The following is an 18526-nucleotide window of genomic DNA, read 5'->3' as shown; positions in this document are numbered from 1 at the left end:
GTAAAATTATGCTTGATGAATGCCCTTTAGCTACTTATATGTATATGTAAAGAAACTGTAAAATGTCGTATAAATTATGCAGATTTAATATATTATATATACCTTTGTAAAACATACTAAGGGCTTGTATGGATTTGACGGCAAGACGGAATGGTATGTAAGCATGCGGAGGCTCGGCGGCTACCTCCTAAATCAGAGTGGTCAAAGAATTAATTGGCGAAAACAATTACGCTCTCGCTGCCTAATCGAAGTATAGTAGGTTATTGGCTTTATCCGGCTATTAGATAGCTGGACGAGACATCGCTCCAAGGATGTTGTTCCGAATCTGAGGGTTCAGCGGTGCAGGTAATCGGAAATAGTTTTTGTAAGTCCTCGCTGCAAAGATGAAATTAAGAGGATAAGGCATTGGTTGGTGGTTCAGGTCTTGCCAATGCTCGAAAACCAAAGGCTGAAATAAGCATGTAGAAAGCATATGGTTTCCTTGTGCGGACCGGAGTTCGAGTCTCCGCAAGTCCACTAAAAGAGAAGGTTGATAGTTACTTTGCGCATCTATCAACCTTTTTTACATTCTCTTTTGGAATATTATAATATGTGTTGAGCATTAAAATGGATAAACGAAGCTATATAGAAACGTTACAGCCTATTAAAGTTAAAAGCAACATAATAATATTGCTTTAAAGCCTTTATAAAAGGATAGCAATACTTCTTTTTATAACATTAGCCATCTGTTTTTATATTTTATCATACGAGCAATTATTTGATCTTTAGTTTTATTAGCACGATGTAAAACAAGATAAACATTAACTATGCTATCTTTAGTTAAAGCAGAAGTATTAGAAATAGTAATGGAATCTATTTTTGCTTGATCTTTAAAACGTGCTTTTGAAAACTTTTCTAAATTTAGTTTTAATTGTTTTTGGTATGATACTGGCAAATGTTGCGAACGGAATTCTCCTTTTATACAATAAGTATAATGTCCTTTAAGCAGTTGTTCATAATAATATTGTGCTTTATGAGCAGCTTCTTGCTCATATTTAGATGCTTTATTGTTGTTTGTTCCACAATTTGTAAGCATAGTGAGGAATAGTGCTGCTATAAAGAAAATTATGTTATGACGCCTATACATATTTATCTTTTTAATTATTTCTGACGAATAAAAATATTAATAGGGCACCCATGTAAGTTCCAGTTAGCACGAATCTGATTTTCTAAGAAACGACGGTACTGCTCTTTTATATACTGAGGTAAGTTTGCATAGAAAACGAAAGATGGTATCTGTGTGTTAGGAAGTTGAGAACAATACTTTATTTTTATAAACTTTCCTTTAACCGACTGTGGCGGTGTACCTTCTATAATAGGTAACATAACCTCGTTAAGCTTGTTTGTTCCAATATGTATCTTTCTGTTTTTATATACCTCTTTAGCAGTTTCTAATACTTTAAAAATACGCTGCTTGGTTAATGCTGATGCAAATATGATGGGGAAATCTACAAAAGGAGCCATACGACAACGAATGGCATTAACAAAAGTATCTATTACCTTTTGATTTTTATCTTGCACTAAATCCCATTTATTTACTACTACGACAAGGCTTTTATTATTGCGTTGAATGAGTTGAAAGATATTCATATCTTGAGATTCAATACCACGAGTGGCATCAATCATAAGTATGCATACATCAGAATTTTCAATGCTGCGAATAGAGCGCATAACAGAATAAAACTCTAAATCTTCACTCACCTTGTTTTTACGGCGTATGCCTGCGGTATCTACAAGATAGAAATCGAATCCAAACTTATTATATCGAGTATATATACTGTCGCGTGTTGTACCTGCTATTTCTGTTACAATATTACGTTCTTCTCCAATAAAAGAATTTATAAGACTCGACTTTCCTGCGTTAGGACGCCCCACTACGGCAAAGCGTGGTATATCATCATCAACCTCTTCTTCTTGAACGTCAGTCATCTTTTCAAGAAGAATATCTAACAAATCGCCTGTACCGCTACCTGTTTGTGCACTAATACAGATAGGATCACCCAAACCAAGCTTGTAAAACTCTGCGGAAGTATAATATTCTCCCATATTATCTACTTTGTTAGCAACCAATAATACTGGTAAATTTGTGCGACGCAAAATAAGAGCAACGTCCTCGTCCCAATCGGTTATACCTGTTTCGGTGTCTACTAAAAAGAGTACTATGTCTGCCTCTTCTGTAGCCACAAGAACCTGCTGCCGAATAGCATCTTCAAAAATATCATCAGATTTTACTACCCAACCACCTGTATCGACTACTGAAAACTCACGTCCATTCCATAAGCATTTACCATACTGACGGTCACGAGTTGTACCTGCCACATCGCTCACAATGGCATGACGCGTCTTTGTTAATCTATTAAAAAGCGTTGATTTGCCTACATTTGGGCGACCAACAATTGCTACTAAATTTGCCATTCTCTTAATGAGTCTTATCCCTTCTCTTATTTCTAAAAGAGGCTAAGGTGAGGTCATTCACCTTTAATTATATAGCTAAGGATGACCATTCCTCAGCTCTCGCACTTTGCGAAAGTAAGCTCTATCTAATATTAGTTATAGCTTTTACTTGGAAAATTTTATAAAAATAAGTCTTAGATGATTATAACTTCTTTTGAATATGAAAAAGAGTTTTATAAATTTACTCAGGATTATACCCAAAGTTGTTTAGTTCCTTTTGTGAATTACGCCAGTCTTTATCTACTTTTACAAATATTTCCATGAAAATTTTCTTGTTAAAGAATCTCTCTAAGCTCTTACGAGCCTCTGTAGAAACTTTCTTTAATGCATGTCCTTGATGTCCTATAATAATACCTTTCTGACTATTACGTTCTACATAGATGATAGCTCCAATATGTATCTGTTGTTCATTTTCTTTAAAAGAATCTACAACCACCTCTACAGAATAAGGTACTTCTTTATCATAATAACGAAGTATCTTTTCACGAATAATCTCTGATACAAAAAATTTTGCAGGCTTATCTGTTAGCTGATCTTTATCAAAAAAAGCAGGACTTTCAGGTAATAGTTCATAAATACGTTTGAGGAGAATATCTGTGCCAAATTTGTTTTGTGCCGAAATAGGTAATATTTCTGCATTTGGTAAAAGACTATGCCAAATATCTACCAGCATAACCAGTCTTTGCTGATCGCTCTCATCTATCTTATTAATAAGTAGAATAACAGGTATTTGCATCTTCGAAACCTTATCTAAGAAATCTATATTTTTCTTAGGATCTTCCACCACATCGGTAACATAAAGTAAAATATCAGCATCAGCTAATGCCGATTCGGAAAATTGTAACATCATTTCCTGCATCTTATAATTAGGTTTAAGCACTCCAGGGGTGTCAGAAAAAACAATCTGAGCATTATCAGTGTTTACAATACCCATGATGCGATGGCGAGTAGTTTGAGCCTTAAAAGTAGCAATGCTAAGCTTTTCGCCAACCAATTGATTCATAAGAGTGCTCTTTCCTACATTAGGGTTGCCAACGATATTTACAAAACCAGCTTTATGCATAATAAAAAAAACGAAATTCTACTATTTATTTTTACTTTTAAACGCACCTAACTTATAAAAAATAAGAAAGATGCGTTTAAAAGTAAATTATATTCAAACTATTTATATACTTACTTCTTTTCAGCTTTAGTTGAGCCATCGTATGCCCACTTATATAGTGAAGCTCCGTTAACGAAACCTGCTCCAAACGCAGTAAAGAGAATATTATCCCCCTTTTTTAGCTGCGATTCAAAATCCCATAAAACTAATGGCATACAAGCTGCACTGGTATTGCCATAGCGTTGGATATTAACCAAAACCTTTTCCATAGGCATATTGATTCGCTTTGCAACAGCTTCTATAATACGAAGATTAGCTTGATGACAAACAACATAATCAATATCGTCCTTAGTAAGATTGTTACGTTCTAACAAGGTAGTACAATCGTCTCCCATAGCTGTTACAGCATAGCGGAAAACAGTACGTCCCTCTTGGTAAGTATAATGTAAGCGGTGGTCTACGGTGAATTGAGAAGCCGGACTTACAGACCCTCCACCTTTAACGTGAAGAAAAGGAAGTCCTTTGCCATCAGTTCGATGATATGAATCGATTAAACCTACACCTTCTTCTGTAGTACCTTCTACCATAACAGCACCAGCACCATCGCCAAATAAAGCGCAGGTCTGCCGATCTGAATAATCGGTAATAGCTGACATCTTATCGGCACCGATTACAATGATGCGCTTATGACGTCCGCTCTGTATCATATTACAAGCAACGTCTAAAGCATACATGAACCCACAGCAAGCTGCAGAGAAATCAAAAGCATAGGCATTCTTTAGTCCTAATTTGCCCAGTACTATTGATGCTGTAGAAGGATGAATGTAATCTGGTGTTGTTGTTGCAACAATAAGTGCATCTATAGTATCTAAATCGACACCTGTTTTCTTTACCAAAAGTTTTGCTGCCTTGCGAGCCATATATGAAGTACCAAGCCCTTCTTCCGTAAGGATACGTCGTTCTTTGATACCTGTACGGGTAGTTATCCATTCGTCGCTGGTATCTACCATGCGAGACAATTCCTCATTGTTGAGGACATAGTCGGGCACATAGCCAGCAACACCCGTTATGATCGCATTTATATTTTCCATGCTTTATTCAGCTGCTTCCTTCACAATAGCTACCTTACCGCGGTAATAACCACACGTAGGGCATACTGTGTGATATACATAATAAGCACTGCAATTAGGACATACTGCCAATGTAGGTGCTACTGCCTTATCATGAGTTCTTCTTTTAAGTGTACGAGTCTTTGACTGTCTTCTTTTAGGATGTGCCATAATTTCTTTTAATTTAATATATTCTTATTTCTTTAATTTTAATAGAGATTCCCATCGTGGGTCTATAGATCTATCAGTTTTCTTATCATTGCAAACTGAAGAATACTCTTCAAGTTTTTTTACCATAACAGGATTACATTCTCCTTTTGCATGTACATGTCTGATAGGAATGTCGAGTACTAACAATTCGTAAAGGATCCAGGTAAAATCAAATATACCGTTCTTATCGTTTACCACTATAAGACTATCCTCTTCTGAGGTTTTATCTCCAAAGGTTATATCTAGATGCTCTTTTACTTCAATTGACTGATTCATCGAGTCTAAGCAAATATCACAACTAATTACAACATTACCTTTCTCATGCACCTCAATGGAAAAAAAATCCTCTTTTACACGGGTTATATCAATATCCACATGCACGCAACCACCTCTTACCTCATCTGCCTCAAACGAAGCGAAATAAGTATCGTCAAGGTCGAAAGAGAGCTTAGTAAGTCCATCTCTCAGTGCCTTTAAATTGATTTTGAGGTCTCGTAAATCCATAATCGGTTTGCAAAGTTACGAATATTTTTGTGATTATAAATAAATAAATAAGAAAAAACTATCAAATAATCTTGCATTTATAGTCAGATAAATACTAAAAGGGCATAATACGCTTATGTTTTATAGTGAAAAAGCAGGCTGTTTTACTATAAAAAGGATAAGTATAGCTATTAAAAATAACCTATTTTTATAACAAAAATAGGTTAAAAAGCAATCAAAAATAATTTATTTTTGCCATGCATAGATGTTGTTTTTTTGTTTAAATAGCTTCTTTTTACAGTAGAATAAGTGATTTTTAAGGACTAAAATATTACTTATTATTAAGATTAATGTGGTTATTATCCTATAAAGACCTACTATGTTTTAATTTATATATGTATATGCTTTTTTTTAGTGAGTGAATATTTATGGTTTTGTCAACGTGTTGTATTTGTTAATAAAATAGCTTATTAGTCATTGACATTAGGCTCTTCAGAAATTTTTTTAATAGTAATCTCACGTTGTGGGAATGGTATTTCTATGTTGTTAGCATTGAGCGTTTCATATATACATTCCATAACCATACTGTCGGCAGCAAAATGTGTAAGTACGCTAACCCAAACATAGATTTGTAGAGTTATTGAGCTATCATCAAAACTTTTAACTCCCACAACTGCAGGCTTATTTTTGCGGACACAAGGTAGTTTGGAAATAGCATCTATAAGTAGCTTTTTAACCTCTTTTAAGTTAGAGCCATAAGCAATGCCCACCTGCATACCATCTAATTCATACCCATGATTTTTTGTCATGTTTTTATAGCTTTTCGTAAATAATTGAGAATTTTGGAAAGCTATAATTGAGCCATCTGTGGCTTCAAGTAGGGTAGATGTGTAACTAATGGAGCTAACTCGTCCGCGTATGCCATCGCATATAATATAGTCGCCTATCTTAATACGCCCTGCCATTAAAGATATACCATAATAAATATTTTCAAGTATATCTTTCATAGCAAACCCGATACCTGTAGACAAACCACCAGATACGACAACTATCCACGTACTGCTTATTTCAAGAATGTTTAGGGAAATAAGTAGCCAGCCACCCCATACAATTACTTGCACTACGTTTATAAGCATAACACTGCGTGAGGAAGCGGAGGTAGGATATTTTATTTCAAGATATAGCCTAACACCATCGCATATTGTTTTATTAATGTAGTTGAATAAAAACCACAACGATGCTACTATGGCAAGAGAATAGAAACTTACTTTAAAATTAGAGCCATTAATAAAGTTTACATTAAATAGATGTTTTGAAATTTCGCCCAGATTGAAAACATCAGCAGCCCATAGTATAGACACGATGAAAGAAATAATTAAAGCTATAGGTAAAATGACATAATATATAAAGCGTAAAGCCCATCTTTTTTGCACAGGAACGTTTTTAGAATCGTATTTTTCTCTGTATATGTCAAGATAATTGCGAAAGCAAGTTAATGTAAGAATACATGTTTGCTGCATCATCCACCATATAATACATTGTACTGCTAAGAAAGAATATCCTATCCATGAGCAACAAAGAGCAAATACAAAGACTGCTTGTGATGTATATGCTAAATAAAGATCTTTGTTAGAAACATGAGAATGGTATCTATAAAGTAAGGTAGCTTGCCAAAGTGTAGCAATAGCAAGGATAATGGGGAAAGAAAAAATAACTAACGCACTGGGCATAAAAGTTATGCGGTAGATAATAACAACACCACTAACGAGCATGACCGGGAAGTAAAGCCTGTTAGTATATCTTACTTCTTTTGATCTTACGCGTAGTAGTAGTGAGCCAAAGATGACTGCAGTTAGCCAGATAAATTCTAATAACAAGCCACTTGCCATGTATACTAAATCATTAGTTGCTAAAAAGCGTACGATTAGCAGTATAACACCAAAAAATATTAAAGTAGATGTTATAAGTATGTCGCGTCTTCTTGTTAGAAACCCTTCTTGTAGTGATTTGAAACGTTTAAGATTAAAGAGACGTGTAAGGATATATTTTATAAATAGAAGATTGAGGATAAATATAATTATACCATATAAGACTAAAGAAAGCAAGAACATACTTATTCGTCTTACGTCCCATTGAGAGTATACCATATTTTGTGGGGTATACTTTTCGAGTAAGTTGTTTTTGAGCTGTGAAAGCTTGTAGGTAAAGGTACTTAAGAATTTGATATAGTTTTGTCCATTACTTGTAAAAATGCTTGCTTGTATTTCAGAATAACGTTTCTGTGCATAAGTTTCAAGTGATTGTAATTGTCCTTTATTGTAGTCATAATATTGTATAAATTCGCGATAAGAGTCGTTGCGTTCGATGAGCATTCTTCTATTGCTTGTTGCAAGAGTAAGGCACACATTACGATCTATCTTCATGTGTTTATCCATATTAAAGGTGTACATTGTACTAAGTACATTTATAAGAGAGTCGTAGCGGGCAATATCTTCATTGCTTTTTATAACAACCTCATGGAAAGGGTGAGTTTGTATTTGGAAATTTTGCCAAAGGTCTATGGCTTTTTGGCAAGCATAAGTAAGGTCAAAGATATTATCATTACTTTGAGAATATAACATCAGTGAAACTTGTGACGACATATCTCCAAACTCTTTAAGCTGACTTATGACGCGTTCATTAAATATTTTAGATGTGTTTAGCTGCTTTGTTAGCTCTAAATGTTCGTTGATAAGCTCATGGCGAAGTACAGATAGCGAATTTTTTAAAGAATCCTCCTGTAATACAGCCTTAGAGGGCAAACATAGTAGTGTTATAAAAAAGCAAAGAATATATAAACGTCTTAGCATAACTGAATGTGGTTTTAAGTAAGTTGCAAAGGTAAGCAAAGTATTATTTTTAGTCTTTCTATTTTGAAAATATTTTTTATTTTAACAACAAAATGCCGTTTTGCAAAAGGTAATATAGCAAAATAAAAAAAAATGTGTAGCTTTGTGTCTAAAATTCAGATAATATGATATTAATAGCCGATAGCGGTAGTACAAAGACCGATTGGGCTTTATGTCCTAAAACTATAGATTATAAAGCAAAAGATATGACTTGTGTTCGTTTTAAGACACAAGGTATAAATCCTTTTTATCAGGGAAAAGAAGAAATAGTAAGTATTTTGCAAAACGAATTATTTTGCAAATTTAGCAATGAGATAAGTGATATTGATGAGGTTTATTTTTATGGTGCAGGTTGTACTGGCGATAAAGCTATTATATTAGAACTTGCTATAAAGGAGTCGTTTACATATCCTTTTATGCAAAATATAGATAGAGAGATAAACGTTGCAACCGATTTGCTTGGAGCTGCACGTGCGGCTTGTGGTAAGCTGCCAGGTCTTATCTGTATAATGGGAACAGGCTCAAACACAGGGATATATGACGGATATAAAATAGTTAAGAATATTCCTCCATTAGGTTTTATTCTTGGTGATGAAGGAAGTGGGGCAGCATTAGGAAAACTTTTTTTAAATGCTCTTTTTAAAGAGAAACTTTCCTCAAAGATAAAAGATGTTTTTTTAGAAGAAACACATCAAACTTACTCTGAAATAATAGAACGCGTTTATAATAAAACATTACCTAACAGGTATCTTGCAAATATATCTAAATTTATAGCCAAATATTTGTATGAATTTGGTTTACATGATATTGTGCAGCAAAATTTTAATGCTTTTTTTGAAAATAATATCATGCGTTATGAAAAAAGTAAGGACTATAACATAGCAGTAGTTGGGAGTATAGGAAAAGTGTTTGAGAAGATTTTAAGGGAATGTGCTGAAAAGTATGGTTATAATTTGACAAATGTATTAGCAGCACCTATAGATGGATTAATAAAATATCATTTAGATAGATGAAAAAAAATGCCCTTAGCTTCACAGCTATGGGGCATTCATTTCAATAGGTATTAGCTTTTTAAGGCAAAAAGATTGTATTCAGGATAACAATACAAAGGTAATAAATTGTTTTTATAATTCCAAACAGAGGTGTTTCTTAAAGTTATAAAAAATATTTATAAGATAAGATTTTAACATATCATACATATCTTATGTGAAATAAGTAGCAAAACAAACTTTTAAGATGTGAAATATTCTTCATATACTATTATAGATTAAAGTGGAAATTGTAACTTTGTATATTCTAAAGATAAAAAAGGAGATAAAAAAAATATGATAAAAGTATATAGTATGCCAACATGTCCTGATTGCGAGGCTATTGATAAGCTTGTGGCAGGAAATCCAAAGTTTCAAGTAATTAATATAGGTGAGCATGTGCGTTATCTTAAAGAGTTTCTTAAGTTAAGAGATAGTAGGAAAGAGTTTGATAGATTAAAAAAGATAAATGACGTTTGTATCCCTTGTTTTGTTTTAGAAGATGGTAGTATTACGTTTAATCCGGAAGAAGTAGGTCTTCATGTAGAGAGTAAAGGTGCTTCGTGTAGCTTAAATGGTAGTGGCTGTTAGGTTGTAATGTTATATAATAGCATTAAGATAACTATCTGTTTCTATATATTTATAATATATATTATTCATCTGTTATGATTTATCCTAATAATTTTGAGAACAAGATAGGGTTTCATGAGGTTCGCTTAAAGCTCCGTGCGTGCTGCTTGTCGCCTTTAGGAGAAGAACAAGTAGAGGCTATGGAGTTTTCTACAGATGTTGCTATTATTAATAAATGGTTGGCAGAGATACGTGAGTTTAGAAGTATAGAGAAAGGTAATGAGGAATTTCCGCTAAGCTATTTCTTTGATATGCGCCAAAGCGTATCACGTATACGTTTAGAAGGCACTATGATGGAGATAGAAGAGCTGTTTGACCTGAAGCGCTCTTTAGAAACTATTATAGCAATAGTTGCTTTTTTAAGTCGTAGCAATTCTACTGAGGGTGGAGAAGAAAAACACCTTTTTCCAGCACTTTATAATTTAGTAGATGGCATTTCTACATTTCCATTGCTTGTTAAAAGAATAGCACAGATTATAGATAGGTTTGGTAAGATGCGAGACGCGGCATCTCCAGAGCTATTGCGTATTCGTAGAGATTTGGAACAGACAGAGAGAAGTATTTCAGGAGTATTATATAATATATTACGTACATCGCAAGCAGAAGGCTTAGTTGACAAAGATGTTGTCCCTACAATGCGCGATGGTAGGTTAGTAATACCAGTGGCTCCGGCTCTTAAGCGACGGTTATCTGGCATTGTTCATGACGAGAGTGCTACGGGTAAGACCGTCTTTATAGAGCCTGCAGAAGTAGTGGAAGCTAACAACAAAGTGCGTGAATTGAAAAACGAGGAGCGTCGTGAGATAGTGCGTATTTTAAAGGAATTTGCTAATAATGTACGTCCCTATGTTTCAGAAATATTAGATAGTTATAGTCTGTTAGGACAGATAGATTTTATTCGTGCTAAAGCTCAACTGGCTAATATCTTTAACAGCTATGAGCCTGAAGTAAGCGAGAGTCCTATTATTGATTGGATACATGCTTATCATCCGCTCCTTGAGCAAAGATTGGGTAAAGAGAAGATAGTTCCTCTTGATATTCATCTTACTGATGAGGGGCATTTACTTATAATTTCAGGTCCTAATGCTGGTGGTAAATCGGTGTGTTTGAAGACAGTAGGTCTGTTACAATATATGTTGCAATGTGGCTTATCTGTTCCCATAGGTGATAGGTCTAAGGTAGGTGTTTTTCATGATATTATGATAGATATAGGCGATGAGCAGAGTATAGAAAACGATCTTAGTACTTATTCTTCTCATCTAATGAATATGAAGCTGATGATGCGACAATCTTCAGAACGAACACTTATACTTATAGATGAGTTTGGTACAGGTACAGAGCCACAGATAGGTGGTGCTATAGCGGAAGCAGTATTAAAGCAGTTTTGGAAGAAAAAGGTATGGGCAGTTATAACTACTCATTATCAGAATCTTAAGCATTTTGCTAAAGTGCATAAAGGGGTTATGAATGGTGCTATGCTTTATGATCGTCATGAGATGAAGCCTTTGTTTCAGTTGTCAACAGGGCGTCCTGGCTCTTCATTTGCCATAGAGATAGCACGTAAAACGGGTCTTTCAGAGGAAGTAATAAAAGATGCGTCTAAGATAGTTGGTTCCGATTATATTCAAAGCGATAAGTATTTGCAAGATATAGTGCGTGATAAGCGTTATTGGGAAGGTAAGCGACAGGAAATACATGCGCATGAAAAAGAACTGGAAAAGCGTATAACGCAATATGAAAAGGATATAGCACTATTAGAAAAGAGTAAGAAGGAAATTCTTGATAAAGCTAAGAAGCAAGCCGAAGAGATTATTCGTCAGAGTAATAAACTAATAGAAAACGTTATAAAGGAAATTCGTGAGCAACAAGCAGATAAGAAAGAGACAAAGCGTATTAGAGAGCAATTAGCGCAATATGAGGCTAATCTTTTAGAAGAACCTCTTTCAGTAGTAAAGAACGATAGAAATAACAGAAAAGGAGCCTCTATGGTTAAAGCTCATGGACTACTTACTGATGATGAATTCCAAAAGAAAGCAGACAGTATTAAAAGCCGTAAAGAGCGTCATAAACAACATCTTTTAGAGAAAAATATTAAGCAGAATGTTACTTTAAGTGGGACTAAGGGAGCTGTTTTGCGACCTTGTTCAGACGAAGAAATTACTATAGGTAGAACCGTACATATAAAAGGGCTTACCACAGAGGGTAGGGTAGAGACTATTAAAGGTAAGCAGGCTGTGGTTATTTTTGGAGGAATGCGTTCTACGATAGCTATCAATCGCCTCGAAAGAGTTTCGTCTTCTGTTTCTGGTAAAGACCAAAAAGAGTTGCAATCTTATCATTATAGCAAGCTAACGCGCAATACTATTGATGAACATCGTAATAACTTTCGACAGGAGATTGATGTACGGGGAATGAGAACAGATGATGCTATTCTTCGTGTACAGCAGTTTATAGATGATGCTATTCTTGTGGGAGGAGGTCATTTTCGTATTATTCACGGCAAAGGAAATGGTATTTTGCGCATAATGATTCGTAAATATTTACAGACTATTCCTAATGTGTTATCATTCCGTGATGAGCATATACAGTTTGGTGGTACTGGTATCACTGTAGTAGAAATATAAATGTTATAATTTAAAAATAAATATCCTTGAAACGTCTTATTTTACATTATATTATTTGGCTTTTTCTTTTTGTGTTGCAAAAGCCATGTTTTATGTTATTTAATTATGGTATTTTTAAAAATTGTAGCATAACTAATTATTTTCAGGTGATGTGGCATGGCATTTCGCTTGATATGTCAATGGCAGGTTATTTTTTATTGTTGCCTTGCTTGCTTTCTGTTTTTTCAGTATGGTTTTCAGGTAAAATAATGCTATGGATATGGCGTATAGTGATAGCTTTTCTTTCATTAATTTTTTCGTTATCTTTTTGTCTTAATCTTGCTCTTTATCCATATTGGAAGTTTCCTCTTGATACTACTCCTTTCTTTTATTTTATATCTTCACCTTCTGATGCCTTTGCAAGTGTTAGTTTGTTGAGAGTTGTTTTAGGTTTTGTTATAGTATTTGTTTTGGCAAGTGGTATATATGTGCTTTTTGTACGTATAATTCCTATTTTTAAGGTAAGAGACAGTTTGCAAAAAGTGGGGCAAACGTTTGTAGTCTTGTTATTTATGGGAGTACTAATAATTCCTATTCGTGGTGGTGTGAAGGTGTCGGTAATGAATATAGGTGAGGCATATTTCAGTACAAATATGAAGCTAAATCATGCGGCTGTAAATCCTCTTTTTAGTTTGATGGAGAGTTATAGTAAGGAAGAAGATTTTGCTTCTCAATATCGTTTTATGGATAAAGAAAAGGCAGATAGTATTTTTAAGACTATGGTAAGTACTGTTAGTAAAAATACCAAACCATTATTAAAATCGAAGAAGTTAGACATTTATATTTTTATTTTAGAGAGCTTCTCTATAAAGATAATGCAAACAGAGGCGACTCCTTGTCTTAATAGATTAAAAAAAGAGGGCATTTTCTTTGATAATTTTTATGCAAATAGTTTTAGAACAGATCGTGGTGTAGTGTCTGTTTTGAGTGGTTATCCTGCTCAGCCTACAACAAGTATTATGAAGTTTACAAAGAAAGCAGGTACGCTTCCATCTATATCCAGTGTTCTAAAGCAACAAAAATATCGTTTAAAATATTATTATGGAGGAGATGCTAACTTCACAAATATGCGTTCTTATCTTACAAGTCAGGATTTTGTAAATATTGTTTCGGATGTTGATTTTCCTTTAAAATATCGTCTAAGTAAGTGGGGAGTTCCTGATGGATATGTATTTGATAAGTTAATATCTGATATTAAGCACCGTAATCCTTCTGACGAACAACTTACTTTTCAGGTGTTACAAACGAGTAGCTCGCATGAGCCTTTTGATGTGCCATATCATCATTTGAAAGATAAGGTGCTAAACGCTTTTGCGTATACCGACAATTGTATAGGAAAATTTATAGATTTTTTAAAGAAAAGTGGTCGTTGGAACAAGTCTCTTGTCGTCCTTGTGCCAGATCATCTTGGTTGTTATCCTGAAGATATAAGTAGTTCTACTCTTGAGCGTTATCAGATACCTATGATCTGGTTAGGAGGATCTATTAAGAAGCCTCAGCGTATTAGTGTTTATGGTTCTCAGCAAGATATTGCAGCTACCTTACTTGCACAGTTAGGCTTATCTCATAAGGAGTTTTTGTTCTCTAAGGATTTACTCGACACAGAGAGTCCTCATTTCGCTTTCTTTACTTTCCCTGACCTTTGGGGTATAGCAACATCTACAAGCAAGATTATTTATGACAATACTTCTAATAAGATGATTCTTAAGCGCGGTAAAAATATTAGGCATTACAATAATATGGGTAAGGCTTATTTGCAATGTCTTTATGATGATTTGGCAGAAAGATAATTGTTTTTACACGCCTTCTTCTTCTGTGTCTTTGGCTTTTTCTGTAGCTTTACTATTATTTTTATCTTTCTGTTGATCGCCGTCTGTATCTAATGTTTGTGCTTTTGTCATGGATAGATGTCCTAAGTTGTCTATTACGATATCAATAGGAATATATTCATCGCTCGATGGAGCAGGCGAGCCAATGCTGGCTCCGAAACGTAAAGTTTTAAGATATACACTGTCGAACATAAAACCTAACAAAGCTCCATTTTTACCATATTGTTCATCAGAAAATTGGATAAAATCTTTCTTTGTAAATTCTTTTTGGTAAAACTTTGTGCCATCTTCACGCTTTATGTTTATTATAATCTTATTATCATAATATTTTTTACCGTCTTCATCATAAGCTAAAGGTAATCCTTTATCAGCTTTGCGAATAATGGTAATGATGTATTGCGTACCAAGCCAATCTACTTTTTTAGTATAAGTAAAGCCTTGTAGCTCAATAGGACCTTTTGGTAGTTTAGGTTTTGGAGCTATCTTTGTTATAATGTCATGTGTATGCTTTTCTTTTTTGCAACCTGTAAGCGAAAAGAGTGCTACCCCAAGCACAGTGAGTAAAATATATTTCTGTTTCATAAAATTTTGTGTTATTGTGAGACAAAAGTACTTAAAAAAAATCAGACTTCATAAAAAAAATATTATCTTTGCACTGTTGAAGGATTAAAATACGGGTCGTATCGATAGATTGGGATAGTCTTCAAATAAATTAGAAAAACCCGAGATGACTTCTTTTGTTAATGGCGGGCCACAAATGTCATGAAATGATAAAGTCGTAAGACCAGTGGATTACAAAGGCAAGAAGCTCTCTTATCATTGATACTCGGACTTTTCATCATATCATCGATGCGGCTCTTTTTCCTTTTTACATTTTGTTTTAATTATACTATACATATTTCTAAACAATTTTTTATACTATGTTTTCAGGTATTATAGAAGAAATGGCAACTATAGTGGCCATTAAACATGAAAAGGAAAATATACATCTTACTCTTACTTGTTCTTTTGTTAATGAGTTAGGCATTGATCAAAGCATTTCTCATAATGGTGTATGCCTTACGGTAGTGTGTATTGAGGGAGAGCGCTATACCGTTACAGCAATGAGGGAAACAATAGAACGCTCAAATTTAGGCTTATTAAAAGTAGGAGATAGCGTTAATGTAGAACGTTCAATGATTATGAATGGTAGGCTCGATGGACATATAGTTCAAGGTCATGTTGATGAAACTGCTACGTGTGTTGATATAAAAGATGCTAATGGTAGTACTTATTATACATTTGAATATCCTTTTAATAAAGCTATGGCTGCGCGTGGTTATTTTACCGTTGATAAAGGTTCTATAACGGTTAATGGAGTTTCTCTTACTGTATGTCAGCCTACGGATAATACTTTTACTGTAGCTATTATTCCTTATACAAAAGAAAATACTAATTTTAAATATATTGGTGTAGGTACTATTGTAAATATAGAGTTTGACATTTTAGGTAAGTATATAGCTCGATTACAATCTATAATAAAATAAGTGAACGTTTTTATTTGTTTTTTATATCATTAATACTATAATATATATATAAAAAACGTAGATAAAAATAATTGCCATAAGTAGTGCTTATAAGATATAAGGCTGCTTATGGCAAATTATTTTATTTATGCTTTAATATCAGAAGAAGGAATGTCGAGCGAAGAATAAACACTATTTTTACTAATATATTCTGGTACTATAGCTTTCATCTTTGCTACAATAGCCATATCATCATAAGTATGAGCAATAGAAATTAAATCGTTAATATCTTTCTCAACTTCAGCAAAACTATATTCGCGTACCTTTGCAATACGAATTTTGTTATGGAAACTTGGCAATGTGTTTTCAGTAGAACTTAAAACCTCTTCATATAGCTTTTCACCAGCGCGTAATCCTGTGTATTCTATTTTTATGTTTTTAGCTCCTGAAAGGCTTATCATTCGTTTTGCCAAATCTGATATTTTAACAGGCTTACCCATATCAAATACAAATATCTCTCCTCCTTTACCATGTACTCCAGCTTCTAATACAAGTTTGCAAGCCTCTGGAATTAACATAAAGAAACGTATAATATTAGGATCTGTAACTGTGACAGGACCGCCTTCTTTTATTTGTTTCTCAAATAATGGAATAACAGAACCATTTGAGCCTAATACATTGCCAAAGCGGGTAGTTACAAATTGAGTAGCACTTTCTTTATCCTTGCTTTTATTAATGTATTGATTAAGACTTTGGCAATAAATTTCACAAATACGCTTAGAGCAGCCCATAACATTAGTAGGATTTACAGCTTTATCAGTAGAAATCATTACAAACTTTTTAACACCATACTTAACACTAAGGTCTGCTATGATTTTTGTTCCACGAACATTATTTAATATGCTTTCAGATGGGTTATCCTCCATCATAGGGACATGTTTGTAGGCTGCTGCATGAAAAAGATAGTGTGGCTTATACTTGGCAAAAATATTATCCATACGCTCTTCGTTAGTAATACTTGTTACTATAGTTTCTGCTGCAATGTCAGGATAATCATTGCGCATCATTAAACGTATATCATGTTGAGGCGTTTCTGCTTGGTCTATTAATATAAGTTTAGCAGGTTTATAAACTGCTATTTGGCGTATCATTTCAGACCCTATGCTACCAGCTGATCCTGTTATAATAATATTTTTGCCATTAAGCAAAGCACCTATAGCGTTCATGTCTACTTGAATTTGGGTACGAGGCAATAAGTCTTCTATGTTGATTTCTTTTAAATCTATATTAGAATAGTCGTCATCAGGAGTCCATATACGTGTGTCTGAACTCATGTAAATCTTTACACCTAAATTCAGAAGAATATCTTGTAGAGCTACATCATTGCGAAACCTATCATTTTGAAGAGGTGAAACAAGTACAGCTTGAATATTAAGTTCTTTAATGATATTAGAAAAGTTTTTATTGTAAATAAAAACTTTTTCTCCCATTAGAACATGACCTTTCATTTTGTCGTCATGAGAAATAAAACCTTTTAAGATGAAACGTCGTGGCCTCTCATCACGAATATTTTTAGCTAACCCTATACCTCCGCTATTTATTCCATAGATAAGTGTACGAATACCATTTTTATTAGAATATATAGTATCATAAAATGATTTTACTAAAACACGAAATAATATCATACCAATCATAGCAAGTATATACATCACAAATATTTGCTTGCCATTCATTGGATAAAATTCTATACCAGCAAAACGCCAATTATAAATGACATAATGCATAGCTTCAGCAATTATTAAAGATAGTAATATAGCAAAGAAGACTCTACGAATATCTACAAAAGAAGAATATCTTACTATACCAGAATAGGTTTTAAAAGCTCTAATACCTATAAGGACAAATATCATATAAATAATTATAGAGCACGAAATACTTTTGAAATTTGTTAGGCTTATAAAATTGCCGCGGCAAGATAACCAAAAAACTATAAGCCCAGAAAGGTAACATATTATACCATCTATTATAAGTATGACCCAATAAGGCAAGGCATTTGCAGAAAAATACCAATTAAAAATTTTCTTTAAAGCTTTCATTTTTCAAAATAAATTGACTCTATAAAAGTGTGGTAGCATTAATGTAATAACCACATCATAATGATTTTATATGGCAAAGGTACTAAAAAATGAGGATTAAATATTATTCTTTTAATTTAAAAATTGTTTAAACAGCAAATAAACGTTTGTTTGTTTTTTATTATTTTAAGTCCATTTGTATATGATATAATCCAGCATACAGATTACTTTTGTGTATAAAGCTAATGACGATATGGCTTGTTCCGCTGCTTTTATTAATCCTTTTAGGTTCTAATACGAAATTACCATCTAACATTAGATAATTATCTCCCCCTAAAACATGATAGCCTTCCTTTATAGCATCATTAGCAAAACATAGCATTTCTTCTTTTGACCATGTGAATAGGTTTATTCGTTGAATGGTTAGTTGGTTGTTAGTAAACGTTCCATAAAATCCTATTTGCCTTGGATAGTTACCAGTAATTCTATCTACTCCTTTATTTTCATCATA

Annotated in this window: 14 protein-coding genes, 1 other RNA gene and 1 pseudogene; 6 read left to right on the top strand and 10 right to left on the bottom strand. The window is 33.7% G+C overall.

Features of this window, described 5'->3' with window-relative positions; genetic code table 11:
* The first annotated feature begins 120 nt into the window (after positions 1-120).
* Positions 121-519: a transfer-messenger RNA gene (ssrA, locus tag HMPREF9018_RS10545) on the top strand.
* 190 nt (positions 520-709) lie between these two features.
* Here ssrA and HMPREF9018_RS00870 read toward each other — a convergent pair.
* The 7 genes from HMPREF9018_RS00870 to HMPREF9018_RS00840 all read right to left on the bottom strand — a co-directional run bounded on the left by HMPREF9018_RS00870 (position 710) and on the right by HMPREF9018_RS00840 (position 8246).
* Positions 710-1126: a hypothetical protein gene (locus tag HMPREF9018_RS00870; RefSeq protein ID WP_019035977.1), complete on the bottom strand. Its 417-nt coding sequence runs from the start codon at positions 1124-1126 to the stop codon at positions 710-712.
* Positions 1127-1140: 14 nt separating this feature from the next.
* Positions 1141-2454: a ribosome biogenesis GTPase Der gene (der, locus tag HMPREF9018_RS00865; RefSeq protein WP_008446818.1), complete on the bottom strand. Its 1314-nt coding sequence runs from the start codon at positions 2452-2454 to the stop codon at positions 1141-1143.
* A gap of 220 nt (positions 2455-2674) precedes the next feature.
* Entirely contained in the window at positions 2675-3556 is an 882-nt protein-coding gene (era, locus tag HMPREF9018_RS00860; protein WP_008446820.1) for a GTPase Era, read from the bottom strand.
* A 110-nt stretch (positions 3557-3666) separates the two neighbouring features.
* Positions 3667-4686 carry a beta-ketoacyl-ACP synthase III gene (locus HMPREF9018_RS00855; RefSeq protein ID WP_008446830.1) on the bottom strand — a complete coding sequence of 340 codons (1020 nt, stop codon included), beginning with the start codon at positions 4684-4686 and terminating at the stop codon, positions 3667-3669.
* 3 nt (positions 4687-4689) lie between these two features.
* Positions 4690-4875: a 50S ribosomal protein L32 gene (gene rpmF, locus HMPREF9018_RS00850; RefSeq protein ID WP_008446760.1), complete on the bottom strand. Its 186-nt coding sequence runs from the start codon at positions 4873-4875 to the stop codon at positions 4690-4692.
* Between the two features lie 24 nt (positions 4876-4899).
* A complete protein-coding gene (locus HMPREF9018_RS00845) occupies positions 4900-5418 on the bottom strand; it encodes a YceD family protein (protein ID WP_008446770.1) in 519 nt (172 codons plus the stop codon).
* A 449-nt stretch (positions 5419-5867) separates the two neighbouring features.
* Positions 5868-8246 (bottom strand): mechanosensitive ion channel family protein, encoded by a 2379-nt coding sequence (locus HMPREF9018_RS00840; RefSeq protein WP_008446832.1) that lies wholly within the window; start codon positions 8244-8246, stop codon positions 5868-5870.
* A gap of 164 nt (positions 8247-8410) precedes the next feature.
* On the opposite strand from HMPREF9018_RS00840, the gene HMPREF9018_RS00835 reads away from it, so the two are divergent.
* The 4 genes from HMPREF9018_RS00835 to HMPREF9018_RS00820 all read left to right on the top strand — a co-directional run bounded on the left by HMPREF9018_RS00835 (position 8411) and on the right by HMPREF9018_RS00820 (position 14396).
* Positions 8411-9298 carry an ATPase gene (locus tag HMPREF9018_RS00835; protein WP_008446784.1) on the top strand — a complete coding sequence of 296 codons (888 nt, stop codon included), beginning with the start codon at positions 8411-8413 and terminating at the stop codon, positions 9296-9298.
* A 312-nt stretch (positions 9299-9610) separates the two neighbouring features.
* On the top strand, positions 9611-9904 hold the full coding sequence (locus HMPREF9018_RS00830; protein WP_008446780.1) for a glutaredoxin: 294 nt from the start codon (positions 9611-9613) through the stop codon (positions 9902-9904).
* Between the two features lie 74 nt (positions 9905-9978).
* Positions 9979-12567, top strand: coding sequence for an endonuclease MutS2 (locus HMPREF9018_RS00825; RefSeq protein WP_008446828.1), 2589 nt, complete (start codon positions 9979-9981; stop codon positions 12565-12567).
* 92 nt (positions 12568-12659) lie between these two features.
* Positions 12660-14396 carry an LTA synthase family protein gene (locus tag HMPREF9018_RS00820; RefSeq protein ID WP_008446806.1) on the top strand — a complete coding sequence of 579 codons (1737 nt, stop codon included), beginning with the start codon at positions 12660-12662 and terminating at the stop codon, positions 14394-14396.
* Between the two features lie 6 nt (positions 14397-14402).
* On the opposite strand, the gene HMPREF9018_RS00815 is transcribed toward HMPREF9018_RS00820, so the two are convergent.
* A complete protein-coding gene (locus HMPREF9018_RS00815; protein WP_008446799.1) occupies positions 14403-15017 on the bottom strand; it encodes a DUF4738 domain-containing protein in 615 nt (204 codons plus the stop codon).
* 338 nt (positions 15018-15355) lie between these two features.
* Between HMPREF9018_RS00815 and HMPREF9018_RS00810 the strand changes: the two genes are divergently transcribed.
* On the top strand, positions 15356-15961 hold the full coding sequence (locus HMPREF9018_RS00810; RefSeq protein ID WP_008446753.1) for a riboflavin synthase: 606 nt from the start codon (positions 15356-15358) through the stop codon (positions 15959-15961).
* A gap of 125 nt (positions 15962-16086) precedes the next feature.
* Here the strand turns inward: HMPREF9018_RS00810 and HMPREF9018_RS00805 are convergent, their stop codons facing one another.
* Positions 16087-18036, bottom strand: a complete 1950-nt coding sequence (locus tag HMPREF9018_RS00805; protein ID WP_008446754.1) for a polysaccharide biosynthesis protein — start codon at positions 18034-18036, stop codon at positions 16087-16089.
* A gap of 160 nt (positions 18037-18196) precedes the next feature.
* Positions 18197-18526: pseudogene (locus HMPREF9018_RS00800) on the bottom strand (hypothetical protein); the annotation flags it as partial.

The sequence above is a fragment of the Prevotella amnii CRIS 21A-A genome, from assembly GCF_000177355.1.
GTDB lineage: Bacteria > Bacteroidota > Bacteroidia > Bacteroidales > Bacteroidaceae > Prevotella > Prevotella amnii.
Note: the sequence above shows the minus strand (reverse complement) of the source record. Positions and strands in the feature narration are given on the sequence as shown.

Bases quoted from the DNA above. Each gene is read 5' to 3' on its own strand.
- der (WP_008446818.1), bottom strand. From the start codon at position 2,454: ATGGCAAATTTAGTAGCAATTGTTGGTCGCCCAAATGTAGGCAAATCA.
- HMPREF9018_RS00825 (WP_008446828.1), top strand. From the start codon at position 9,979: ATGATTTATCCTAATAATTTTGAGAACAAGATAGGGTTTCATGAGGTT.
- HMPREF9018_RS00820 (WP_008446806.1), top strand. From the start codon at position 12,660: ATGTTATTTAATTATGGTATTTTTAAAAATTGTAGCATAACTAATTAT.
- era (WP_008446820.1), bottom strand. From the start codon at position 3,556: ATGCATAAAGCTGGTTTTGTAAATATCGTTGGCAACCCTAATGTAGGA.
- HMPREF9018_RS00830 (WP_008446780.1), top strand. From the start codon at position 9,611: ATGATAAAAGTATATAGTATGCCAACATGTCCTGATTGCGAGGCTATT.
- HMPREF9018_RS00805 (WP_008446754.1), bottom strand. From the start codon at position 18,036: ATGAAAGCTTTAAAGAAAATTTTTAATTGGTATTTTTCTGCAAATGCC.
- HMPREF9018_RS00855 (WP_008446830.1), bottom strand. From the start codon at position 4,686: ATGGAAAATATAAATGCGATCATAACGGGTGTTGCTGGCTATGTGCCC.
- HMPREF9018_RS00815 (WP_008446799.1), bottom strand. From the start codon at position 15,017: ATGAAACAGAAATATATTTTACTCACTGTGCTTGGGGTAGCACTCTTT.
- HMPREF9018_RS00835 (WP_008446784.1), top strand. From the start codon at position 8,411: ATGATATTAATAGCCGATAGCGGTAGTACAAAGACCGATTGGGCTTTA.
- HMPREF9018_RS00840 (WP_008446832.1), bottom strand. From the start codon at position 8,246: ATGCTAAGACGTTTATATATTCTTTGCTTTTTTATAACACTACTATGT.
- HMPREF9018_RS00810 (WP_008446753.1), top strand. From the start codon at position 15,356: ATGTTTTCAGGTATTATAGAAGAAATGGCAACTATAGTGGCCATTAAA.
- rpmF (WP_008446760.1), bottom strand. From the start codon at position 4,875: ATGGCACATCCTAAAAGAAGACAGTCAAAGACTCGTACACTTAAAAGA.
- HMPREF9018_RS00870 (WP_019035977.1), bottom strand. From the start codon at position 1,126: ATGTATAGGCGTCATAACATAATTTTCTTTATAGCAGCACTATTCCTC.
- HMPREF9018_RS00845 (WP_008446770.1), bottom strand. From the start codon at position 5,418: ATGGATTTACGAGACCTCAAAATCAATTTAAAGGCACTGAGAGATGGA.